Origin of the sequence: Stutzerimonas marianensis (assembly GCF_022810315.1) — a bacterium.
Taxonomy (GTDB): domain Bacteria; phylum Pseudomonadota; class Gammaproteobacteria; order Pseudomonadales; family Pseudomonadaceae; genus Stutzerimonas; species Stutzerimonas marianensis.
In genome coordinates this window covers 165,134-183,475 of the sequence record NZ_JALGRD010000008.1, presented here as the reverse complement: position 1 = coordinate 183,475, position 18,342 = coordinate 165,134, and the positions used below count along the sequence as shown (strand labels likewise).

Genomic DNA, 18,342 nt, shown 5'->3' with positions numbered 1-18,342 from the left:
CGCCCTGCTGTTTGGCGGGGCGCGGCGATGGCTGGCCGCGTGCGGCTGGCTACACTCGTAGGCAGGCCAACTGGAGTGCGCCATGAAGACCCTCACCGACCACCTTGCTCAATACGCGGCCTACCACCGCGACCCGCGCAATCTGCTCAGCCATTTCATCGGCATCCCCATGATCGTGCTGGCGGTGGCGATCCTGCTGTCCCGCCCAGGTGCCGAGCTCCTCGGCTTCTGGCTCAGCCCGGCCGTGTTGGCGGCGGCGGTGGCGATCCTCTTCTATCTGCGACTCGACCTGCGCTACGCCGTGCTGATGGCGCTGGTGCTGGCGCTATGCGTCTGGGTGGGCGCGGGGCTCGCGCAGCGGCCGACGGGTGTGTGGCTAGGCGCGGGACTCGGGCTGTTCGTGGTCGGTTGGGCGATTCAGTTCGTCGGACACTATTTCGAGGGCCGCAAGCCCGCATTCATCGACGACCTTAGCGGGCTGATCATCGGGCCGCTGTTCGTCGCGGCGGAGCTGGGGTTCATGCTGGGGCTGCGTGAACCCTTGCGGCAGGCCATCGAGGCGCGGGTCGGGCCCGTGCGGCCGCGTCCGCTTGGGCCGACTGCGCAGCGCTGATCAGCGGGACAGCGCCATCCACTGCTCGCTCAGGCCACGCGCATGGCGGTCAACCATGATCGGCGCGAAGGGGCGCCCCGAGGCGGTGTTGAAGCTGTTGTTGCCACTGTTCATGTCTTCCAGCGCGACCTTGAGAAAGCTCCAGCGCGCCTTCAGCTTGGCGATGGCCGGGTCGGACTTGCCATCCAACGCCGCGAGTTGCGTGTCGATCGCGGGCACCAGGCGCCGTTCATCCTGGCCGAGGTAGGTATCCGGTTGCTCGCGCGCCGTTTCGAACGAGCCGACATAGGCGCGGCTGAGGTATTGCACGGTGAGGTACTCGACCTTCGCCGGCAGCTCGGCATGCGCGTCGGCCCCTTGCTGGCTGCGCACGGCGGTTAGGAAGTCGCGTAGCGCCTTGCTCATCTCCAGCGGCCAGCCCCAGGGCATGTCGTCTTCTTCGCGACCAAAGGCGGCGCCCTCTCGCAGAAGCGTCTGCAGCGCCTGGTGGCGCTCGAGCAGTTCAGGGCTCGCATCGGGGAACGCGCTGACCGTCGCGGCGAGTGTCTGCAGATCCTGCTCCATCCGTGCCAGATGACTTTTCTGAAAGCCTTCGCCGCGATACAGCAGCAGGCTGCTGGTGGCGCGGTTGGCGTGGATCTGCATCCCTTCGAGGGCGGCGAACGACTGGGCCTGGGCCGGGTTGATCAGGGCCGAAAAGCAGCCGATCAGGAAGGTCACCATCCATATCCATTTGCGATGATGCATGTCGCGCTCCTTTTTATTCTTATAGAGCCAGGTGCCGGTGGCCGGCATCACCACTCCAGCCTAGCCAGCGCCGAGGCGCGAGCTATCACACCAAAGAATGAAAACAAGCGAAACGGCGTATCACCGGTCTATCTTGGCCGAAGCGTCGTGAAACCGGGGCTGAGCGCCGGTGTCGCCTAGAGCATGCGCTCCAGGCCGATGACCCGGCTGATCCAGGCATTGAAGCGGCGCCAGGCGCCGCCGGGTTCGCGGGTCAGCACGCGCTGCTGCCCCTCGTCTTCGGCTATCCAGACCAGGCGCTGCGCACCGCTCCGCTCGGCCAGACGAACCTCGTAGCTGACGGCCGGCGAGGTACCCTCCAGTGTCAGCCGCTGGACTTCGCTGGCCAGTTCCGGGCTGTCGACGAGAATGCCGACTTCCGTGTTCCAGAGAATCGAGCGCGGGTCGAAATTCAGCGAGCCAAGGAATACCTGTTGCTGGTCGAATACGGCCGCCTTGCTGTGCAGGCTCGATTCCGAGCTACCGCTCAGGTTGTAGGAGGTTTCCTGATCCGGCTGCCGGCGCAGCTCGAACAGCCGGACGCCTGCCTCGAGCAACGGCTTGCGGTAGGGCGCATAACCGCCGTGAACTACTGGAACGTCGGTCGCTTCGAGGGAGTTGGTCAGCACGCGGATGGCGACGCCTTTCTCGGCATGGCCGGTCAGGTAGTCGACGCCCGTGTCGGTCGGGACGAAATAGGCGGAGATCAGCGTCATCTCGTGTTCCACGGCGTCCATGTGGGGCTGCAGCCGTGTGGTCAGGAGTAATTCTTCGTCAGGCACGCCCGGTGAGGTGACTTTGCCCGGATGGTCCCAGAGGGCTTCGGCTGGGGCCCAGATCAGGGCATCGAACCAGTCGTCGAGATCCAGGTGCTGCGGCTCGGCCATCAACTGCCGATACCGCGTCGTGTCACGCCGGCGCTGGTCGTCGAGGTAGATGGCGACCTGACGACGCACCTCGTCGAGATCCGCCTCGGTCGGTGGCCGGCGCAGGAACGCCTGGATCGGCACGCTGAGCTCATGGTTCCAGTATTCGTCGAAACTGGTGGCCAGCTGCTGGGCAACCGGCCCTGCCGCGAGCAGGTCGATGTCGGTGAAATTAAGCCCGGGCTTGGCATCGAAGTACTCGTCGCCGAGGTTGCGGCCACCGACGATTGCCAGGCTGCTGTCGGCCAGCATCAGCTTGTTGTGCATCCGCCGGTGCTGCAGCGACAGGTGCAGCAGGCGGCCCAGGGAGCGGGTCAGGATGTTGCTCCGTCCGACCCGTAGCGGGTTGAACACCCGCACCAGGATGTTGGGGTGCGCGGCGAGCGTCGCGATCTGGTAGTCGTTGCCGTCGCTGGTGGTGTCATCCAGCAGCAGCCGCACGCGGACACCGCGGTCGGCCGCCTGGATCAGCTCGTCCACCAGGGCGCGGGTGCTGAGACCGTCGTGCACGATGTAGTACTGCACGTCGAGGCTCGTCTGGGCTCGACGGATCATCTTCATGCGTGCGGCAAAGGCGTCGGCGCTGGATGGCAATAGGCGAAACCCGGAATGGTCGTCCGGTTGTCGCGCGGCGAGGGCGGTGAGCTGGTGATGCAGGTCGGAGGCGGTCGCGGGCAGCGCGTAGGATGGCTGGGGTGGGGGAAGTTGCCCGGCGCAGCCCGACAGCAACAGTACTGCGACAAGCAGCAGACGCATGCGCAAGGTCACTCCGTTTCAGGTCTGGTACTTGCGATTGGACGCCAACGCAGCGGCGGAATTCAGAACAGGTCCTTGAAGCGATACCAGAGCATGCCCAGCGCCAACAGTGGCGAACGCAGCCGCTGCCCCCCCGGGAAGGTCGGGTGCGGCACCTGCGCGAAGAGGTCGAAGCGCCCTTGAGCTTGGCCGCAGATCGCTTCAGCCAGTAGCCGTGCGGCCAGGTGCGTGGCGTTCAGCCCATGGCCGGAATAGGCCTGGGCGTAGTAGATGTTCGGCTGCCCGGCGAGGCGGCCAATCTGCGGCAGGCGGTTGGCACCGATGCCGATCATCCCGCCCCATTGGTAGTCGATGCGGGTGCCCCGCAATTGCGGGAAGACCTTGAGCATCTTCGGCTGCATGTAGGCCGCGATGTCTTGCGGATCGCGCCCGGAATAGTGGCAGGCACCACCGAACAGCAGCCGGCCATCGGCGGACAGGCGGAAATAGTCCAGTGCCACGCGCTGGTCGCAGACCGCGGCATGGGTCGGCAGCAGATCCTGGCGCAGCGATTCGGACAGGGGTTCGGTGGCGATGATGTAGCTGCCGGCCGGCAACACCTTGCCCGCCAGCGTCGGGTTGAGGTTGCCCAGGTAGGCGTTGCACGCCAGCACCAGATGCCGGGCGCGGACGACACCTTGCGGGGTATGGACGCGCACCTCGCTGCCCTGATCGATACGCACGGCAGGGGATTGTTCGAACAGCTGCACACCGAGCGCCTGGGCCGCTGCCGCTTCGCCAAGGGCGAGGTTGAGCGGGTGCAGGTGCCCTGAACCCATGTCCAGCAGGCCGCCGAGGTAACGGTCGGAGTGGATGATCTCGCCCAGCCCGGCGCGGTCGAGGCGACGCAGTGGGTAGCGGTAGCCCAGGCGCTGCAGGTCGGCGTGGTCTTCATCGAACGCCTCGAGATGACGTGGCTTGGTGGCGAGATCGCAATAGCCCCAGGTGAGGTCGCACTCGATCGCATGGCGCGCTATCCGCTCGCGGACGATCTCCACGGCTTCGAAGCCCATGCGCTTGAGCTCGTCGACGCCGGACTCGCCCAGGATCGGCGCGAACTGCTCGACGTCGTGGCCCACCCCGCGGATCAGTTGCCCGCCGTTACGCCCGCTGGCGCCCCAGCCGATCCGACGGGCTTCGAGCAAGGCCACCGTGAACCCTCGTTCGGCCAGTTCGATCGCCGTGTTGATCCCCGTGAACCCGCCTCCGACGACGCAGACATCCACCTGCCGCTCGCCTTCGAGCCGCGGCAGGTCGAGCGAGCGGTTGGTGGTTGCGGCGTAGTAGGAGGGCGCATGGGCGTCGAGAGGGGTGGCGGGTTGCCGGGTCATGGTCGGGCCTTGGAATGCGATCGATCGGGCAAGAGTAGTGCGAGCGGCGTCAGCGTGGCAAAACGAGGCTCAGTCGGGCACGGGCAGCTCGAGCGATTCCTTGACCTCCTCCATCACGATGTAGCTCTTGGATTCGCGCACGTGCGGCAGCTTGAGCAGGATGTCGCCGAGCAGCTTGCGATACGACGCCATTTCCGAAATGCGCGCTTTGATCAGGTAATCGAAGTCGCCGGACACCAGGTGGCATTCCAGCACGTGGGGCAGCTTGAGCACCGCGCGGCGGAACTCCTCGAAGATGTCCCCGGATTTGTAGGCCAGGCTGATTTCGACGAATACCAGCAACCCGCCCTTGAGATGTTGCGGATTCAACCGCGCGGTATAGCCCATGATGATGCCTTCGCGCTCCAGCCGCCGGACCCGCTCGGTGCAGGGGGTCGTCGACAGGCCGATGCGCTCGCCGAGCTCGGTGAAAGGCATGCGTCCCTCGGCCTGCAGCAGGCGGAGGATCTGGCGGTCGATCTTGTCCAGCTCACGGCGCGATTGATGCTTGGTTCTCACAGGGGTATCGACTCCACAAAAGCCGTTCCAGGCGTGAATAAATCGCAAATATAGCCGGTTATATAGCGAGAACCACTGTCTAGCTCTTTCTATACTCCGCTCAACAGTGACTCTGAAAAGCCCGGTGGCGAGCGGGCAGGAGGCGGCGATGCGTGTTCTGGTGATGGGAAGCGGTGTGATCGGCACGACCAGTGCCTACTACCTGGCGCGGGCCGGTTTCGAGGTGGTGGTCGTGGATCGTCAGCCCGCCGTCGCCATGGAGACCAGCTTTGCCAATGCCGGGCAGGTTTCGCCTGGCTACGCCTCACCCTGGGCCGCGCCCGGTGTGCCGCTCAAGGCCATGAAGTGGTTGATGCAGCGTCATGCCCCGCTGGCGATCAAGCTGACCGGCGATGCGCAACAGTACCTGTGGATGGCGCAGATGCTGCGCAATTGCACGGCGGCGCGCTATGCCGTGAACAAGGAGCGCATGGTGCGCCTGTCCGAGTACAGCCGCGATTGCCTCGACCAACTGCGCGCCGAGACCGGCATCGAATACGAAGGCCGCCAACGCGGCACCACTCAGCTGTTCCGCACCCAGGCGCAGCTGGACAACGCCGCCAAGGACATCGCCGTGCTGGAAGCATCCGGCGTGCCCTACGAACTGCTCGATCGCGCCGGGATCGCACGTGCCGAGCCGGCGCTGGCGCAGGTCTCGGACAAGCTCAGCGGTGCGCTGCGCCTGCCCAACGACCAGACCGGCGACTGCCAGATGTTCACCACCCGCCTGGCCGAGATGGCGCGTGCCCTGGGCGTCGAGTTCCGCTTCAACCAGGATATTCAGCGCCTCGAGTTCGCCGGGGATCGACTCGAAGGTGTCTGGATCAACGGCACGCTCGAGCGGGCCGACCGCTACGTGCTCGCGCTCGGCAGCTACAGCCCACAGATGCTCAAGCCGCTCGGTATTCGTGTACCGGTCTACCCGCTCAAGGGCTATTCACTCACCGTACCGATCGGCAATCCGGCCATGGCGCCGGTTTCCACCGTGCTCGACGAAACCTACAAGGTCGCCATCACCCGCTTCGACCAGCGCATTCGCGTCGGCGGCATGGCCGAGATCGCCGGGCATGACCTGTCGCTCAACCCGCGCCGCCGGGAGACCCTGGAGATGGTCGTCGGTGATCTGTTCCCCCTGGGTGGCGACCCTCGCCAGGCTGAGCTGTGGACCGGGCTGCGCCCCGCCACGCCGGACGGCACGCCCATCATCGGCGCCACGGCCTATCGCAACCTGTTTTTGAACACCGGCCACGGTACCCTGGGTTGGACCATGGCCTGCGGGTCAGGGCGTCTGCTCGCCGACCTGCTGGCGAAAAAGCGCACCCAGATCAGCACCGATGGCCTGGATATCTTCCGCTACGGCAAACCCAAGGAGCCTCATAAGCATGCCCATACAGCGCCTGCACACTAATGCCCGGATGAGCCAGATCGTCATCCACGGCGACACCGTATACCTGGCTGGCCAAGTGGGCGAGGACATGAGTGCCGGGATCGAGCAGCAGACCCGCGAGACCTTGGAAAACATCGAGCGTCTGCTCGCCGAGGCCGGCACCGACAAGCAGCACCTTCTGTCGGTGACCATCTACCTGAAGGACATCGATGCCGATTTCGCCGGTATGAACGCGGTCTGGGATCGATGGTTGCCGGAGGGCGTTGCGCCGGCCCGCGCCACGGTCGAAGCCAAGCTCTGCGAGCCGGAAATCCTCGTCGAGCTGTCGGTCGTCGCGGCGCTGCCGCGGTGATGCGCCACCGCCGGGGCATTTCGTTCCGGCGTGTTGAAAATACTGAACGCCCTCGCCATCATAGCGGCCTCCGTTATTGCTCTTGATTGGGGGCTCCCGTATTGGACGTCGGCGTTCGACTGCAAACCATCCGCAAGCTCAAGGGCCTGTCCCAGCGTGAACTCGCCAAACGTGCAGGCGTAACCAACAGCACGATATCCATGATCGAGAAGAACAGTGTCAGCCCTTCCATCAGCTCGCTGAAAAAGGTGCTGAGCGGCATCCCCATGTCGTTGGTGGAGTTCTTTTCGCCCGATTTCGATCAAGACAGCGACACCCAGGTCGTCTACAAGGCGGGTGAGCTGATCGATATTTCCGACGGTGCGGTGAGCATGAAACTGGTGGGCAAGGCGCATCCTGGGCGCGCCATCGCGTTTCTCGCCGAGACCTACCCGCCCGGGGCCGACACCGGCACCGATATGCTCTCGCATCAGGGCGAAGAGGCCGGCATGCTCGTCGAAGGTCGTCTGGAACTCACCGTCAGCGGCCAGACCTACATTCTCGAAAGCGGCGACAGCTACTATTTCGAAAGCAGCAAACCGCATCGTTTCCGCAACCCGTTCGATACCCCCGCGCGCCTGATCAGCGCCACCACGCCAGCCAATTTCTAGACCCGTTCGGACAGGCTGCCGCGCTGCGACAAAGCGTCGCCTTGGCGAGCGCCGGGGCATGGGTTGTTTTCGGCGGACGCGGCTTGCCGCTATACTGTCGGCCGCTCGCGTTACCGTGGCCGCGGGCGTGTCTAGCCACATGAGGGTGTAAGGTGAACCTGATTAAGAAGATCCTGGTAGCACAGACTGCCGTAGTGGCCCTGTGGGCAGTGAGCGCTCAGGCTGCGACCAACGAAGACGCCATCGCCGAGCGACTCAAGCCGGTGGGCGAAGTATGTATCCAAGGTGAAGAGTGTGCAGCTGCAGGCGCTGCGACCGCTTCCGCTGGCGGCGGTGCCCGCAGTGGCGAGGACGTGGTCGGCAAGTTCTGCAACGCCTGCCATGGCACCGGTCTGCTGGATTCGCCGAAGGTCGGTGACTCCGCCGCCTGGCAAGCCCGCGCAGACAAGGAAGGTGGCCTGGACGGCCTGCTGGCCAAGGCTATCTCCGGCATCAACGCCATGCCGCCGAAAGGCACCTGCGGGGACTGCTCGGATGACGAGCTGATGGCCGCCATCAAGCATATGTCCGGTCTGTAATCCAGCCGGTCTGTCAAAGCCGCCTTCGGGCGGCTTTGTCGTTTCCAGGGGAGCAAAGCCGGTCAGCGGCGGGTCGAACGACCATGGTTCATCGCCCGGGCCACGGCCCAGGCCCCGCAACGAGGTGCTCATGCCCAGTTCCGCTCCGCAACCCGAGCAGCTGCACTTTTCCAGTGACGGCCGCACACCCAACAGTCCGCATCCGGTGCTCGTCTATCGTCAGTTGCCGCTGGCCGGCAGCGATTACGCCAGCGCGTTCGAAAACCTGTTCAACAGCCACCTGTGGCCGGCGCAATGGCGCGCCGGGGTCTATGACTACCATCACTTCCACTCCACGGCGCACGAGGTGCTCGGTGTCTCGCGCGGCTCGGCGCGCCTGATGCTCGGCGGCGAGCAGGGGCAGGAGGTGGACGTGGCGGCGGGTGATGCGCTGGTCCTGCCGGCCGGAACCGGGCATTGCCAGCTCAGCGCCAGTGCGGATTTCGAAGTGGTGGGCGGCTACCCCGTCGACCAGCAGTACGATCTGCTGCGGCCCGACGAAGGGCGCCATGACGAGGCGAGAGCGAGGGCCGAGCAGGTCGGCGTGCCGGTCAGCGACCCGGTCGCCGGCACCCAGGGCGCACTGGTCGCTCTGTGGCGCCGGGAGTGAACCGGCGGCGGGTTAATCGACGAAGACGACCTGCCCGTCGCTGAGGGCGGCGACGCGGGCCAGCGATTCGACACGAAAGCCCGCTTCTTCGAGCTCTCGGCGCCCGGCCTGGAAGGACTTCTCGATGACGATGCCCAGTCCGGCGACGCTGGCGCCCGCCTGCTGGATGATCGAGATCAGGCCCTTGGCGGCTTTGCCGTTGGCGAGGAAGTCGTCGATGACCAGTACCCGATCAGCGGGCGACAGATGGTTGGTCGAGATGGCGATGGTGCTCTCGACCTGCTTGGTGAACGAATACACCGAAGCTGTGAGCAGGTGATCGGTCAGGGTCAGCGACTGATGCTTGCGAGCGAAGATCACCGGTACCCCGAGTTCCAGCCCCGCCATGATCGCCGGCGCAATGCCGGACGCCTCGATGGTGACGATCTTGGTGATGCCCTCATCGCGGTAACGACGGGCGAATTCCTGGCCGATCTGCTGCATCAGCAGCGGGTCGATCTGGTGGTTCAAAAAGGCATCGACTTTCAGGACGCGGTCGGAGAGTACGATGCCTTCATTGCGAATCTTCTGTTTCAGCTGTTCCACGAACGCGCTACCTCGAGCTTGGGTGGCCGGGTTCGCTTGACGAATCGCGGTGCCGAAAGCCAGCTGGGCGCTGCGCCTTGTTCAGGCGAGCGCCCAGCTCGATTCGATCCGGCATCCATTCGTCACTGCCTTCCGCAGCCTGGAAAGCCGCGCATTCTCGCTTAATTTCGCGCCCGGTTCCAAGGGGCCGCTTCAGTCAGGCGTTTCGATCGACAAACGGCGAAAGCGTGCCGCCTCCCCGTGATGCTGCAGCACGATGTGGCCCTCAGCGGCCTGGGCGAAGCGGGGATGGGTGCTGAATTTGCTGCGGGCGATTCGTTCGCGCAGGGCCGGATCATCAAGGCGATAGCGAAGCACGCAACGGCCGGCCAGCCAGTGCTCGACCTCCGCACCGCATACGTTCAAGGCGCCTTCGATGAACTGATCGGGCACGAGCGGGGTTTCCGGCTCCGGCCGCAGCAGTGCATACAGGGCGCCGTTGCGCGTGCTGGGCTCGCGACCGTCCGGATGGCCGGCGTCGTCCAGTAACTGCAGCTCCGGGCCGCTGTGCCAGCTGAGCTCGACATCTTCCTCGACGCGACAGAACACGCCGGAGTTGCCGGCCTCCGGCAGCGCGAATTCGAAGCGCAGCCGGAAATCGCGGTAGCGGCGCCGCGATATGAGATCGATACGCCGTGGTCCGGCGATCGCGCAGAGCGTGTCGTCTTCGACATGCCAGCAGTCATGCGGAAAGTCGGCGCCGTGCCAGGCGCGCCATTGGTCGGCATCGAGTGTCTGGATCATCGCTGAGTCATCCGAACGGGAGGTGAGATGGTCGGAGCCACGTTCAAGGCTCCGTCGGGCGCAGGATCAGGGCCTGGCTTGCGGCGAGGTGGCCCCTGTAGAGATCGCCCTCGCCAAGACCATCGCTGGCGACCTCGATGGTCCAGCGCCCGCTTCGCTCGAAGGGTTGCGCACGGGCAGCAAAGTTGATGCAGACCAGCCGGCGGTCATCGCCGAGCGCCCTGCGATAGGCCAGCACCTCGGGCGGCGAGGGCAGCTCCGTGAAGTCGCCCCGTTGCAGTGCCGGGCTGGTCCTGCGCGCGGCCAGCAGGCGCTGGTAGAGCGTGAACATGGCACTCGCCGCACCGACCTGGCGCTCGGCCGAACGGTTATCGGCCTCGGGCGGAAACGGCAACCAGGGCGCAGCACCTTCCCAGCCATGGGGCGGTTCGAACAGCCAGGGCATGGGCGCGCGGCATCCATCGCGGCCGCCCGGATCGACGCGGGTGTCGGTGCTGATCGGTGCGTCTTCCAGACCCAGCTCGTCGCCCTGGTAGATGAAGGGCGTGCCGCGCAGCGTCAACAGCAGCACCGCGGCGGCTCGAGCAGCCTCTTCGGAGCCGCCATAGCGGCTGCGATGGCGAATGTTGTCGTGATTCGACAGCACCCAGGTCGGCCAGGCGCCGGCTGGTTTGAGCCAGTGCTCGATTTCGCCAATGCACGCGCGAAATCGCGCCGGGTCCCAGGGCACGTCGAGCGGCGTGAAGTTGAAGGCCAGGTGCAGCTCGTCTCCGGCGCCGTAGTACTGCAGCACACGTTCGGTGGAGCGGATGTTCACCTCGCCGACCAGCACGCGCTCGCCTGGATAGCTGTCGACCAGCCGTCGCAGGCCACGCATGACCTCGTGGCTATAGGGCTGGTCATTGAAGTCCGACAGCGGTTGGCCAGCCTGGCAGCGCGGGTCATCGGCGAGGGCCGGGTCCTTGCCGATGCAGTGGGCGACGTCGATGCGAAAGCCGTCGACGCCGCGGTCGAGCCAGAAGCGCAGCACCCCATGCATCGCCTCGACCACCTCGGGGTTGCGCCAGTTGAGGTCCGGCTGCTTGGCGAGGAAGAGGTGCAGGTAGTACTGCCGGGTGGATTCGTCCCAGGTCCAGGCACTGCCGGCACCCAGCGCGGCGCGCCAGTTGTTCGGCTGGTCGCGCCAGATGTACCAGTCGCGCCTGGGGTTGTCCCGCGAGCGGCGCGACTCGACGAACCAGGGGTGTTCGTCCGAGGTGTGGTTGGGCACGAAATCCAGCAGCAGGCGGATACCGCGAGCGTGGGCTTCGGCGATCAGTTGGTCGACGTCGTCCAGCGAGCCGAACAGCGGGTCGATGTCGCAGTAATCGCTGACGTCGTAGCCGGCATCGGCCATTGGCGAGCGGAAGATCGGCGACAGCCAGAGCGCATCCACGCCGAGGCGTTGCAGGTAGTCGAGGTGGCGCCGCACGCCGTTGAGGTCGCCAATGCCATCGCCATTGCTGTCCGCGAAAGACCGCGGATAGATCTGATAGACGGTCGCGCCTTTCCACCAGGGTGGCTCGTTCGATTCGCTCATGCGCATCCCCTTGCGATTCGCAGGGCCGGGGTAGAGGGTCTGTGAGGTTACGACTGACGAGCGGTGTGCGGGTTTCGCCCGTTCATTGATCTCCGTCGGGTGGTACTGAACGCGACCCCGGATACTCCACCTAACCTTGCACCAGCCTCAACCTCACCAGGAGACCGCCATGTTGCGTATTGCCATCAATGGCTATGGCCGTATCGGCCGAGCTGTACTGCGTGCCCTGTTCGAGCGGAACCTCGAGAGCCAGATCCAGATCGTCGCCATCAACGACCTCAGCGAGCGGGCGGCGATGGTTCACCTGACGCGCTTCGACACGACATTCGGCCGCTTTCAGGAGCCCATCGAGCTGGACGGCGAGACGATGCGCGTGCGCGGCCAGTCGATTCGCCTGCTGGCCGAGCGCGATGCCACCCAGTTGCCGTGGAAGGCGCTGGGGGTGGACGTGGTGCTGGAGTGCACCGGCAAATTCAAGAAGCGCGACATGATCGAGCAGCATCTGCGGGCCGGTGCCGGCCGGGTATTCGCCTCGCACCCATTGGATGGCGCAGACCTGACCGTCGTCTACGGCGTCAATCACCAGCTGCTGGGCGAGCAGAAGGTCATTTCCAATGCCTCCTGCACCACCAATTGCCTGGCGCCGCTGGCCAAGGTGCTCCATGACGCGGTCGGCATTCGTCAGGGACTGCTCAACACGGTGCATTCCTACACCAATGACCAGAGCCTGCTGGACAAGGCGCACAAGGACCTTTACCGCGCCCGCGCGGCGGCGGAGTCGATGATCCCCTCGACCACCGGGGCGGCCAAGGCCATCGGTCTGGTGCTGCCGGAACTGGCGGGGCGCCTCGATGGCCTGGCGGTGCGGGTGCCAACGCCGAATGTATCGCTGGTCGACCTGACGTTCACGGCCGAGCGCCCACCCGCAGACGCGGCGGCGGTGAACCAGATCCTGCGCGAAGGTGCGCAACGTCTGGACCCGGGGGTGATGGAGTGCAATGAGCAGCCGCTGGTTTCGCGCGATTTCATCGGCTACGCGCCCTCCTGCGTGGCCGACCTCAGCCACACGCGGGTGCAGGGCGAACTGGTGAAAGTGCTGGCTTGGTACGACAACGAGTGGGCCTTTTCCAACCGTATGCTCGACGTGCTGCTGGCGTGGAAAGGGCCGGCCGCTGGCGCCTGAGCAGTGCGCTCGGCGGATCGCTACAACCCGCAGCTTCGCTCGATCGCTTGTCTGCACTCGAGCAGCGCCTCGCGCAATCGCTCCAGCGCGGGCTCGAAGCGGAAGGTTGGCGCGAGGATGCACACCGAATAAGCCGCGCCGCCCGCATAGAGGGCGGTGCCGATGGCGCACACGCCCTGGACGTGTTCCTGCCAGTCATAGGCGAAGCCCTCCTCGCGAACCTTGGCCAGTTCGCGATGCAAGGCCGCACGGCTGCTGAGGGTGTGAGCCGTCAGCCGGGGCAGGGGGTCGGGCAGCAGGTTGTCGATGGTTTCATCCGGCAGGCCGGCGAGCAGGGCCTTGCCCGCGCTGGTGGCATGCATCTGCAGCAGGTGATCCGGTAGCGGCGCGACGCGTAACTCCTGGTTCGAGATCACGGCATGGACAATGCCCAGCGTCGTGCCCTTGGCCTGGATGAGACAGACGGTCTCGTCGCACGCTTCTGCCAAGCGTTGCAGATGCGGCCGAGCCAGCGTCACCAGATCGCTGTTGACGCCGGAGGCCAGCCGCAGGATGGCCGGGCCCAGCCGCACGCCGCCAGGCCCGGCTTCGAGCATGCCCTCGACTTCCAGCGCGCCGACCAGGCGCTGCACGGTGGAGCGGGGCAGGTCGATCGCCTTGGCGATGGCTCCGAGGCTCAACCCGTCTTTTTGCCCCTCCAGCGCGCGCAACACCGCGGCGGCGCGGGCGATGACCTGCATGGCGCCGCGGCCCGTATCGTTCTGGCTGTTCGTCGAAATGGAATTCAATGGGTTCGCCTGCATTGTGTTTGTACCGTTAGGCGGTACACTGTACCGGTTTTTTATCCTGATGACAGTTCCTGACCCATGGCCTGCCGTGGGTAACGCTTACCATGAACACTTCCGTAATTCGAGCCCATGGCGAGGCGGCCCCGGTGGTTGCGAGTCCGCCGGTGCCTTTGCCCTTCACGTTTCGGCTGGCGCTGGGGCTGGTCGGGGTGCTGCTGGCCACGCTCACCGCAGGCATCAACAGCCGGATCACCTCCATTGCGCTGGCGGATCTGCGAGGCGCGTTTGGCATCGGCTATGACGCCGGCACCTGGTTCACCGCCTGCTACGCGGCCGCCGAGGTCGCGGCGATGTTTGTCGCCCCCTGGCTCGCGGTGACCTTCTCGTTGCGCCGCTTTGGCATCACCATGACCCTGATTTTCGCCGGCCTGGGCGTGCTATGCCCGTTGGCGCCGACGGCCGACAGCCTGATGCTGCTGCGCATCCTGCAAGGATTGGCCGCCGGTTCGCTGCCGCCCCTGCTGATGACCGCCGCGCTGCGCTTTCTGCCCTGGCACGCCAAGATCTACGGGTTGGGCGCCTATGCGCTGACGGCCACCTTCGGACCGAACCTCGCGTTGCCGTTGTCGGCGCTTTGGACGGAGGGTGTCGGCTGGCAATGGGTGTTCTGGCAGATCGTTCCGCCTTGCCTGATGGGCGCTGCGCTGATCGCGTATGGCCTGCCGCAAGACCCGCTGCGGCTGGAGCGTTTCAAGGGCGCGGACTGGCAGGGCGCGCTGCTGGGTTGCGTCGGCATCGTCTGTCTGGTGCTCGCGCTGGAGCAGGGGGAACGGCTCGATTGGCTGCACTCGCCGCTGATCCGGGCGCTGCTCGTCGGCGCCGGCGTGCTGCTACCGCTGTTCCTGTTGCACGAATGGTCCCACCCGCAACCGCTGATCAAGCTTCAGCTGCTCGCCCGGCGCAACTTCGCCTACGGCGTTTCAACGCTGGCGCTGATGATGCTCGTGGTGACCATCGGCAATCTGCCGCTTCTGTACATGAGCCAGGTCCACGGCTTTCGTCCGCTGCAGGTCGCGCCGCTGGCGTTGGGCCACGCGCTGGCGCAACTGCTGCTGGCGCCGCTGGTGGCCACGCTGATCAATCGCCGAGGGGTGGATGCGCGTTGGGTTGCCGGGCTCGGGTTGCTGCTGTTGTCGATGGCCTGCCTGGCGGGGAGTCAGCTGACGTCCGCGTGGGCGATGGAGAATTTCTACCTCATCCAGACCTTCCAGGCGGTGGGACAGCCGATGGTCGTGGTGCCGCTTCTGATGATTTCGACCGGCGTGGTCCACCCCATGGAGGGGCCGTTCGCCTCCGCCATGGTCAATGGCATTCGGGGTGTGTGCACTGTCGTCGGGGTGGCCCTGATGGATGCCCTGCTTGGTCACCGGGAGCAGTTCCATTCGTTCGTGTTGCTCGACCACCTGGCCGCGCGCGGCCATCACCCGGCGGCTGGAACCCTGGCTGATCTCGCCGGCCGGGTAAGCGATCAGGCGCATGTGCTCGCGATGGCGGACGCCTACCTGGCGGTCATCGCCGTGCTGGCCGTGATGTTCCTCTTGCTGCTGTTCCTGCCGACCCGGGCATACCCGCCGCCACCCCCAAAAGTTACCGCCCCACATTGAGTCAATATGAACGCGAAACTCTTGCTGCTTCCCGCCGCTGCCGTCCTGCTCGTTGGCGGCCTTTACGCGGCCACCGGCCCGTCCGATCCCAGTACCCATGATGCCTATGTGCGTGCCGATGCCACCTGGATCGCGCCCAAGATCGCCGGGCACGTGGCCGAGGTGCTCGTGCAGGACAACCAGACCGTCAAGGCCGGGCAGCCGCTGGTGCGCCTCGACGACCGCGACTACCGCATCGCCGTAACGCTGGCGGAGGCGGATGTCACCGCGGCGCGCGCGGCCATCGAGAACCTGCAGGCGACACTGAGCCGGCAGGACGCCCTCATCGAACAGGCCGCGGCCACCCTACGCGCCGACACGGCCTCGCTCGGGTTCGCGCAGGCCAGCGCCGCGCGTTATCAGGCGCTGTCCAAGCTTGGCGCCGTGCCCCGTGAAGAGCAGGAGAAGGCCAGCGCCGAGCTGCAGCAATGGCTCGCCGTGCGGGATCGCGACCGGGCGGCGCAGGCAGCTGCCAGCAAGGAAACGGCCGTGATCGATGCCCAGATCAGCCAGGCCAAGGCCGCCCTGGCCCGGGCAGAGGCGGTGCGTGACCAGGCTGCCCTGCAACTCTCCTACACCGAAATTCGTGCGCCCTTCGATGGCACGGTCGGGGCGCGTTCCGTTACCCCGGGTGCCTACGTCGCACCCGGCAACAACCTGCTGGCACTCGTTCCGCTGGCCGATCTGTACGTGACGGCCAACTTCCGCGAGACCGAGCTCGCCGGCATCCAGGCCGGGCAGTCGGTCATGCTGCGCGTCGATGCGCTGCCGGATGTGGCCTTGCGCGGCCATGTGCAGAGCCTGGCGCCAGCGACGGGTGTCACCTTCTCCGCCATCGTTCCGGACAACGCCACTGGCAACTTCACCAAGGTGGTGCAGCGCGTGCCGGTAAAGATCGTCTTCGAGCCCGACCAGCCGGAGCTGGCGCAACTGCGGGTCGGCATGTCAGTCATACCGACATTGCTGAACGTGGCCCACTGAGCCCCCGGCAACTCTCCCGGGGCCATCCAGGTCTGAAGGCTTCATGCAGATCAATGGCACCGGAGGCTGAAAATGCCAAGAAAAGAAGGCGTCTGGGAGCTGCCGCTGGCGGATTTCCGGGCTGCGACGGCGGCTGGCAAGCCCACCCCCGGTTGCGGCGCCGCCGCTGCCGTCACGGCAGATATCGGCCTTGCGCTGGTGGTGAAAGGGCTGCGTATCAGTGAAGCGCACGGTTCCGACCCGGCTCGTCTGCGGCTGTTGCACGCCGCCGAAGCGCTATTGGGCCGGCCGGGCAGCTTCGCCGGCGACGACATGCAGGCCTTCGACGATTACCTGACCGCCGCCCGCGACGGCGACGCCGATGACAAGCACGCAGCCGCGCGTCAGGCCTGTGCCGTTCCCCTGGCCTTGGCGCACTGCTGCCTGGAAGCCCTCGAAGTGGCCGCCGAGGCATGGCCTTGCGTAGCCGCGAACGTCCAGAGCGACGTTCAGGCCGGTGCGGTGCTCATCCACGCCGCCCTCAGCGCCGCCTTGATCAATGTCGATGTTGACCGGGCGAGCCTTGATGAGGCTGCGCGGGAGCAAGCCGGACGGTCACGCCAACGCCTGCAGATGGAAGGCGACACGCTCCTGCGGCGATGGCGCGATGCCCGCCGCTAGTGGCCAGGTGCGGTCCCGCTGGCACGCTGCGCTGCCTTCCTGCGGAGGGAGGCGAGCCGCGCTTCGGACGGTTCTACAGTCTGCATTCATCTATACCCTTGAGCGATATCGAGAATAAACGTCTCGTTTTAGGTTGACGTATAGGGGTGTTGTTTCTAGTCTCGAAGCTGATCGATACGAGTTATCAGGATCACGACAAACGAGACCTGCGCACCGTTCGCGCGGCGCGAATGTCCACCGGAGAACACCATGAGCCATCGCATCGTCCTGCCGCGCCTGATGGAAATCGGCGCCGGCGCCAGCCAGCAGATCGTCTCCGTGCTGCATAACCTGGGCTGTAAACGCCCTCTGATCGTCACCGACCGGATGATGGTCGAACTCGGCTACGTGGCGCGTATCAGCGAGACCCTGGCAAAAGCCGACATCCCCAGCGACTGCTTCGCCGACACCTTGCCAGAACCGACCGCCGCCTCGATTCGGGCCGGCGTCGAGATGGTCCGCCAAGGCGATTACGATTCGATCATCGCCCTCGGTGGCGGCAGCCCGATCGACTCGGCCAAGGCCATCGGCATCCTTGGCAAGTTCGGCGGCGAGATGCGCGACTACCGTTTTCCACGCGACGTCAGCGAGGCCGGGCTGCCACTGATCGCCATTCCCACCACCGCCGGCACCGGCTCGGAGGCGACGCGCTTCACCATCATCACCGACGAAACCAGCGACGAGAAAATGCTCTGTGCGGGCCTTGGCTTCATGCCCGTCGCCGCCTTGATCGACTACGAGCTGACCCTGTCGCTGCCGCCGCGTGTCACCGCCGACACCGGCATCGACGCGCTGACCCATGCCATCGAAGCCTACGTCAGCCGCAAGGCCAGCCTCTACGGTGATGCCCAGGCGCTCGAGGCCATGCGCCTGTTGGCGCCGAACCTGCGCGCGGCCTACCACGAACCCGCTAATCGCTCCGCCCGCGAGGCGATGATGCTCGGTGCGACCCTGGCCGGTATCGCTTTTTCCAACGCCTCGGTGGCGCTGGTGCATGGCATGAGCCGGCCGATCGGCGCGTTCTTCCACGTGCCGCACGGGCTCTCGAACGCCATGTTGCTGCCCGCGATCACGGCCTTCTCGATACCGGCAGCGCCGGCGCGTTACGCCGATTGCGCCCGTGCCATGGGCGTTGCGGCGCAGACCGACGACATCGATACCGCGAACGCCAAGTTGCTCGATGAGCTGCGCGCGCTGAACCGGGAGCTCAAGGTGCCGAGCCCGGCCGAGTTCGGCATCGCCCGCGAGCGCTTCTTCGAACTGCGCGAGACCATGGCGAAGCAGGCGCTGGCCTCCGGGTCACCCGGCAACAATCCGCGCGTGCCGACCGAGGCGGAAATCATCGACCTCTACGAAACTGTCTGGAACCAGGAGTGA

At 65.8% G+C, this 18,342-nt stretch carries 19 protein-coding genes; 11 read left to right on the top strand and 8 right to left on the bottom strand.

The annotated features are described in order from the left end of the window. The first annotated feature begins 82 nt into the window (after positions 1-82). Positions 83-613 carry an Mpo1 family 2-hydroxy fatty acid dioxygenase gene (locus tag MST27_RS15355; protein ID WP_243606814.1) on the top strand — a complete coding sequence of 177 codons (531 nt, stop codon included), beginning with the start codon at positions 83-85 and terminating at the stop codon, positions 611-613. Here the strand turns inward: MST27_RS15355 and MST27_RS15350 are convergent, their stop codons facing one another. The 4 genes from MST27_RS15350 to MST27_RS15335 all read right to left on the bottom strand — a co-directional run bounded on the left by MST27_RS15350 (position 614) and on the right by MST27_RS15335 (position 5,009). Next, complete coding sequence (locus MST27_RS15350; protein ID WP_243606813.1) at positions 614-1,360, bottom strand: hypothetical protein; 747 nt, start codon at positions 1,358-1,360, stop codon at positions 614-616. Between the two features lie 176 nt (positions 1,361-1,536). Next, complete coding sequence (locus MST27_RS15345; protein ID WP_243606812.1) at positions 1,537-3,087, bottom strand: phospholipase D family protein; 1,551 nt, start codon at positions 3,085-3,087, stop codon at positions 1,537-1,539. 56 nt (positions 3,088-3,143) lie between these two features. Continuing rightward, entirely contained in the window at positions 3,144-4,451 is a 1,308-nt protein-coding gene (locus MST27_RS15340; protein WP_243606811.1) for an NAD(P)/FAD-dependent oxidoreductase, read from the bottom strand. Positions 4,452-4,520: 69 nt separating this feature from the next. Next, positions 4,521-5,009, bottom strand: a complete 489-nt coding sequence (locus MST27_RS15335) for an Lrp/AsnC ligand binding domain-containing protein (RefSeq protein ID WP_243606810.1) — start codon at positions 5,007-5,009, stop codon at positions 4,521-4,523. A 148-nt stretch (positions 5,010-5,157) separates the two neighbouring features. Here MST27_RS15335 and dadA point away from each other — a divergent pair, with 148 nt between their 5' ends. The 5 genes from dadA to MST27_RS15310 all read left to right on the top strand — a co-directional run bounded on the left by dadA (position 5,158) and on the right by MST27_RS15310 (position 8,664). After that, complete coding sequence (gene dadA / locus MST27_RS15330) at positions 5,158-6,456, top strand: D-amino acid dehydrogenase (RefSeq protein WP_243606809.1); 1,299 nt, start codon at positions 5,158-5,160, stop codon at positions 6,454-6,456. Beyond that, the gene (locus MST27_RS15325; RefSeq protein WP_243606808.1) at positions 6,431-6,787 is read left to right on the top strand and encodes a RidA family protein; all 357 of its coding nucleotides are present in this window, start codon (positions 6,431-6,433) and stop codon (positions 6,785-6,787) included. Before dadA ends, MST27_RS15325 begins: the two co-directional genes overlap by 26 nt. A gap of 101 nt (positions 6,788-6,888) precedes the next feature. Further along, a complete protein-coding gene (locus MST27_RS15320; RefSeq protein WP_243606807.1) occupies positions 6,889-7,437 on the top strand; it encodes a cupin domain-containing protein in 549 nt (182 codons plus the stop codon). A gap of 152 nt (positions 7,438-7,589) precedes the next feature. Then, positions 7,590-8,015: a c-type cytochrome gene (locus MST27_RS15315; RefSeq protein WP_338052453.1), complete on the top strand. Its 426-nt coding sequence runs from the start codon at positions 7,590-7,592 to the stop codon at positions 8,013-8,015. A 130-nt stretch (positions 8,016-8,145) separates the two neighbouring features. Further along, entirely contained in the window at positions 8,146-8,664 is a 519-nt protein-coding gene (locus MST27_RS15310; protein ID WP_243606806.1) for a cupin domain-containing protein, read from the top strand. A 12-nt stretch (positions 8,665-8,676) separates the two neighbouring features. Here the strand turns inward: MST27_RS15310 and MST27_RS15305 are convergent, their stop codons facing one another. The 3 genes from MST27_RS15305 to MST27_RS15295 all read right to left on the bottom strand — a co-directional run bounded on the left by MST27_RS15305 (position 8,677) and on the right by MST27_RS15295 (position 11,611). Beyond that, a complete protein-coding gene (locus MST27_RS15305; RefSeq protein WP_243606805.1) occupies positions 8,677-9,249 on the bottom strand; it encodes a xanthine phosphoribosyltransferase in 573 nt (190 codons plus the stop codon). Between the two features lie 192 nt (positions 9,250-9,441). Next, positions 9,442-10,032, bottom strand: a complete 591-nt coding sequence (locus MST27_RS15300; RefSeq protein WP_243606804.1) for a 3-keto-disaccharide hydrolase — start codon at positions 10,030-10,032, stop codon at positions 9,442-9,444. Between the two features lie 43 nt (positions 10,033-10,075). Next, complete coding sequence (locus MST27_RS15295; RefSeq protein ID WP_243606803.1) at positions 10,076-11,611, bottom strand: alpha-amylase family glycosyl hydrolase; 1,536 nt, start codon at positions 11,609-11,611, stop codon at positions 10,076-10,078. 169 nt (positions 11,612-11,780) lie between these two features. Here MST27_RS15295 and gap point away from each other — a divergent pair, with 169 nt between their 5' ends. Next, positions 11,781-12,794: a type I glyceraldehyde-3-phosphate dehydrogenase gene (gap, locus tag MST27_RS15290; RefSeq protein WP_243606802.1), complete on the top strand. Its 1,014-nt coding sequence runs from the start codon at positions 11,781-11,783 to the stop codon at positions 12,792-12,794. 20 nt (positions 12,795-12,814) lie between these two features. On the opposite strand, the gene MST27_RS15285 is transcribed toward gap, so the two are convergent. Then, on the bottom strand, positions 12,815-13,582 hold the full coding sequence (locus MST27_RS15285) for an IclR family transcriptional regulator (protein WP_243606801.1): 768 nt from the start codon (positions 13,580-13,582) through the stop codon (positions 12,815-12,817). Between the two features lie 104 nt (positions 13,583-13,686). Between MST27_RS15285 and MST27_RS15280 the strand changes: the two genes are divergently transcribed. The 4 genes from MST27_RS15280 (at position 13,687) to MST27_RS15265 (ending at position 18,342) form a co-directional block, all read left to right on the top strand. Then, on the top strand, positions 13,687-15,246 hold the full coding sequence (locus tag MST27_RS15280; protein WP_243606800.1) for an MFS transporter: 1,560 nt from the start codon (positions 13,687-13,689) through the stop codon (positions 15,244-15,246). 6 nt (positions 15,247-15,252) lie between these two features. Beyond that, positions 15,253-16,266 carry an HlyD family secretion protein gene (locus tag MST27_RS15275; protein WP_243606799.1) on the top strand — a complete coding sequence of 338 codons (1,014 nt, stop codon included), beginning with the start codon at positions 15,253-15,255 and terminating at the stop codon, positions 16,264-16,266. A 72-nt stretch (positions 16,267-16,338) separates the two neighbouring features. Next, positions 16,339-16,926 (top strand): cyclodeaminase/cyclohydrolase family protein, encoded by a 588-nt coding sequence (locus tag MST27_RS15270; protein WP_243606798.1) that lies wholly within the window; start codon positions 16,339-16,341, stop codon positions 16,924-16,926. A gap of 249 nt (positions 16,927-17,175) precedes the next feature. After that, a complete protein-coding gene (locus MST27_RS15265) occupies positions 17,176-18,342 on the top strand; it encodes an iron-containing alcohol dehydrogenase (RefSeq protein WP_243606797.1) in 1,167 nt (388 codons plus the stop codon).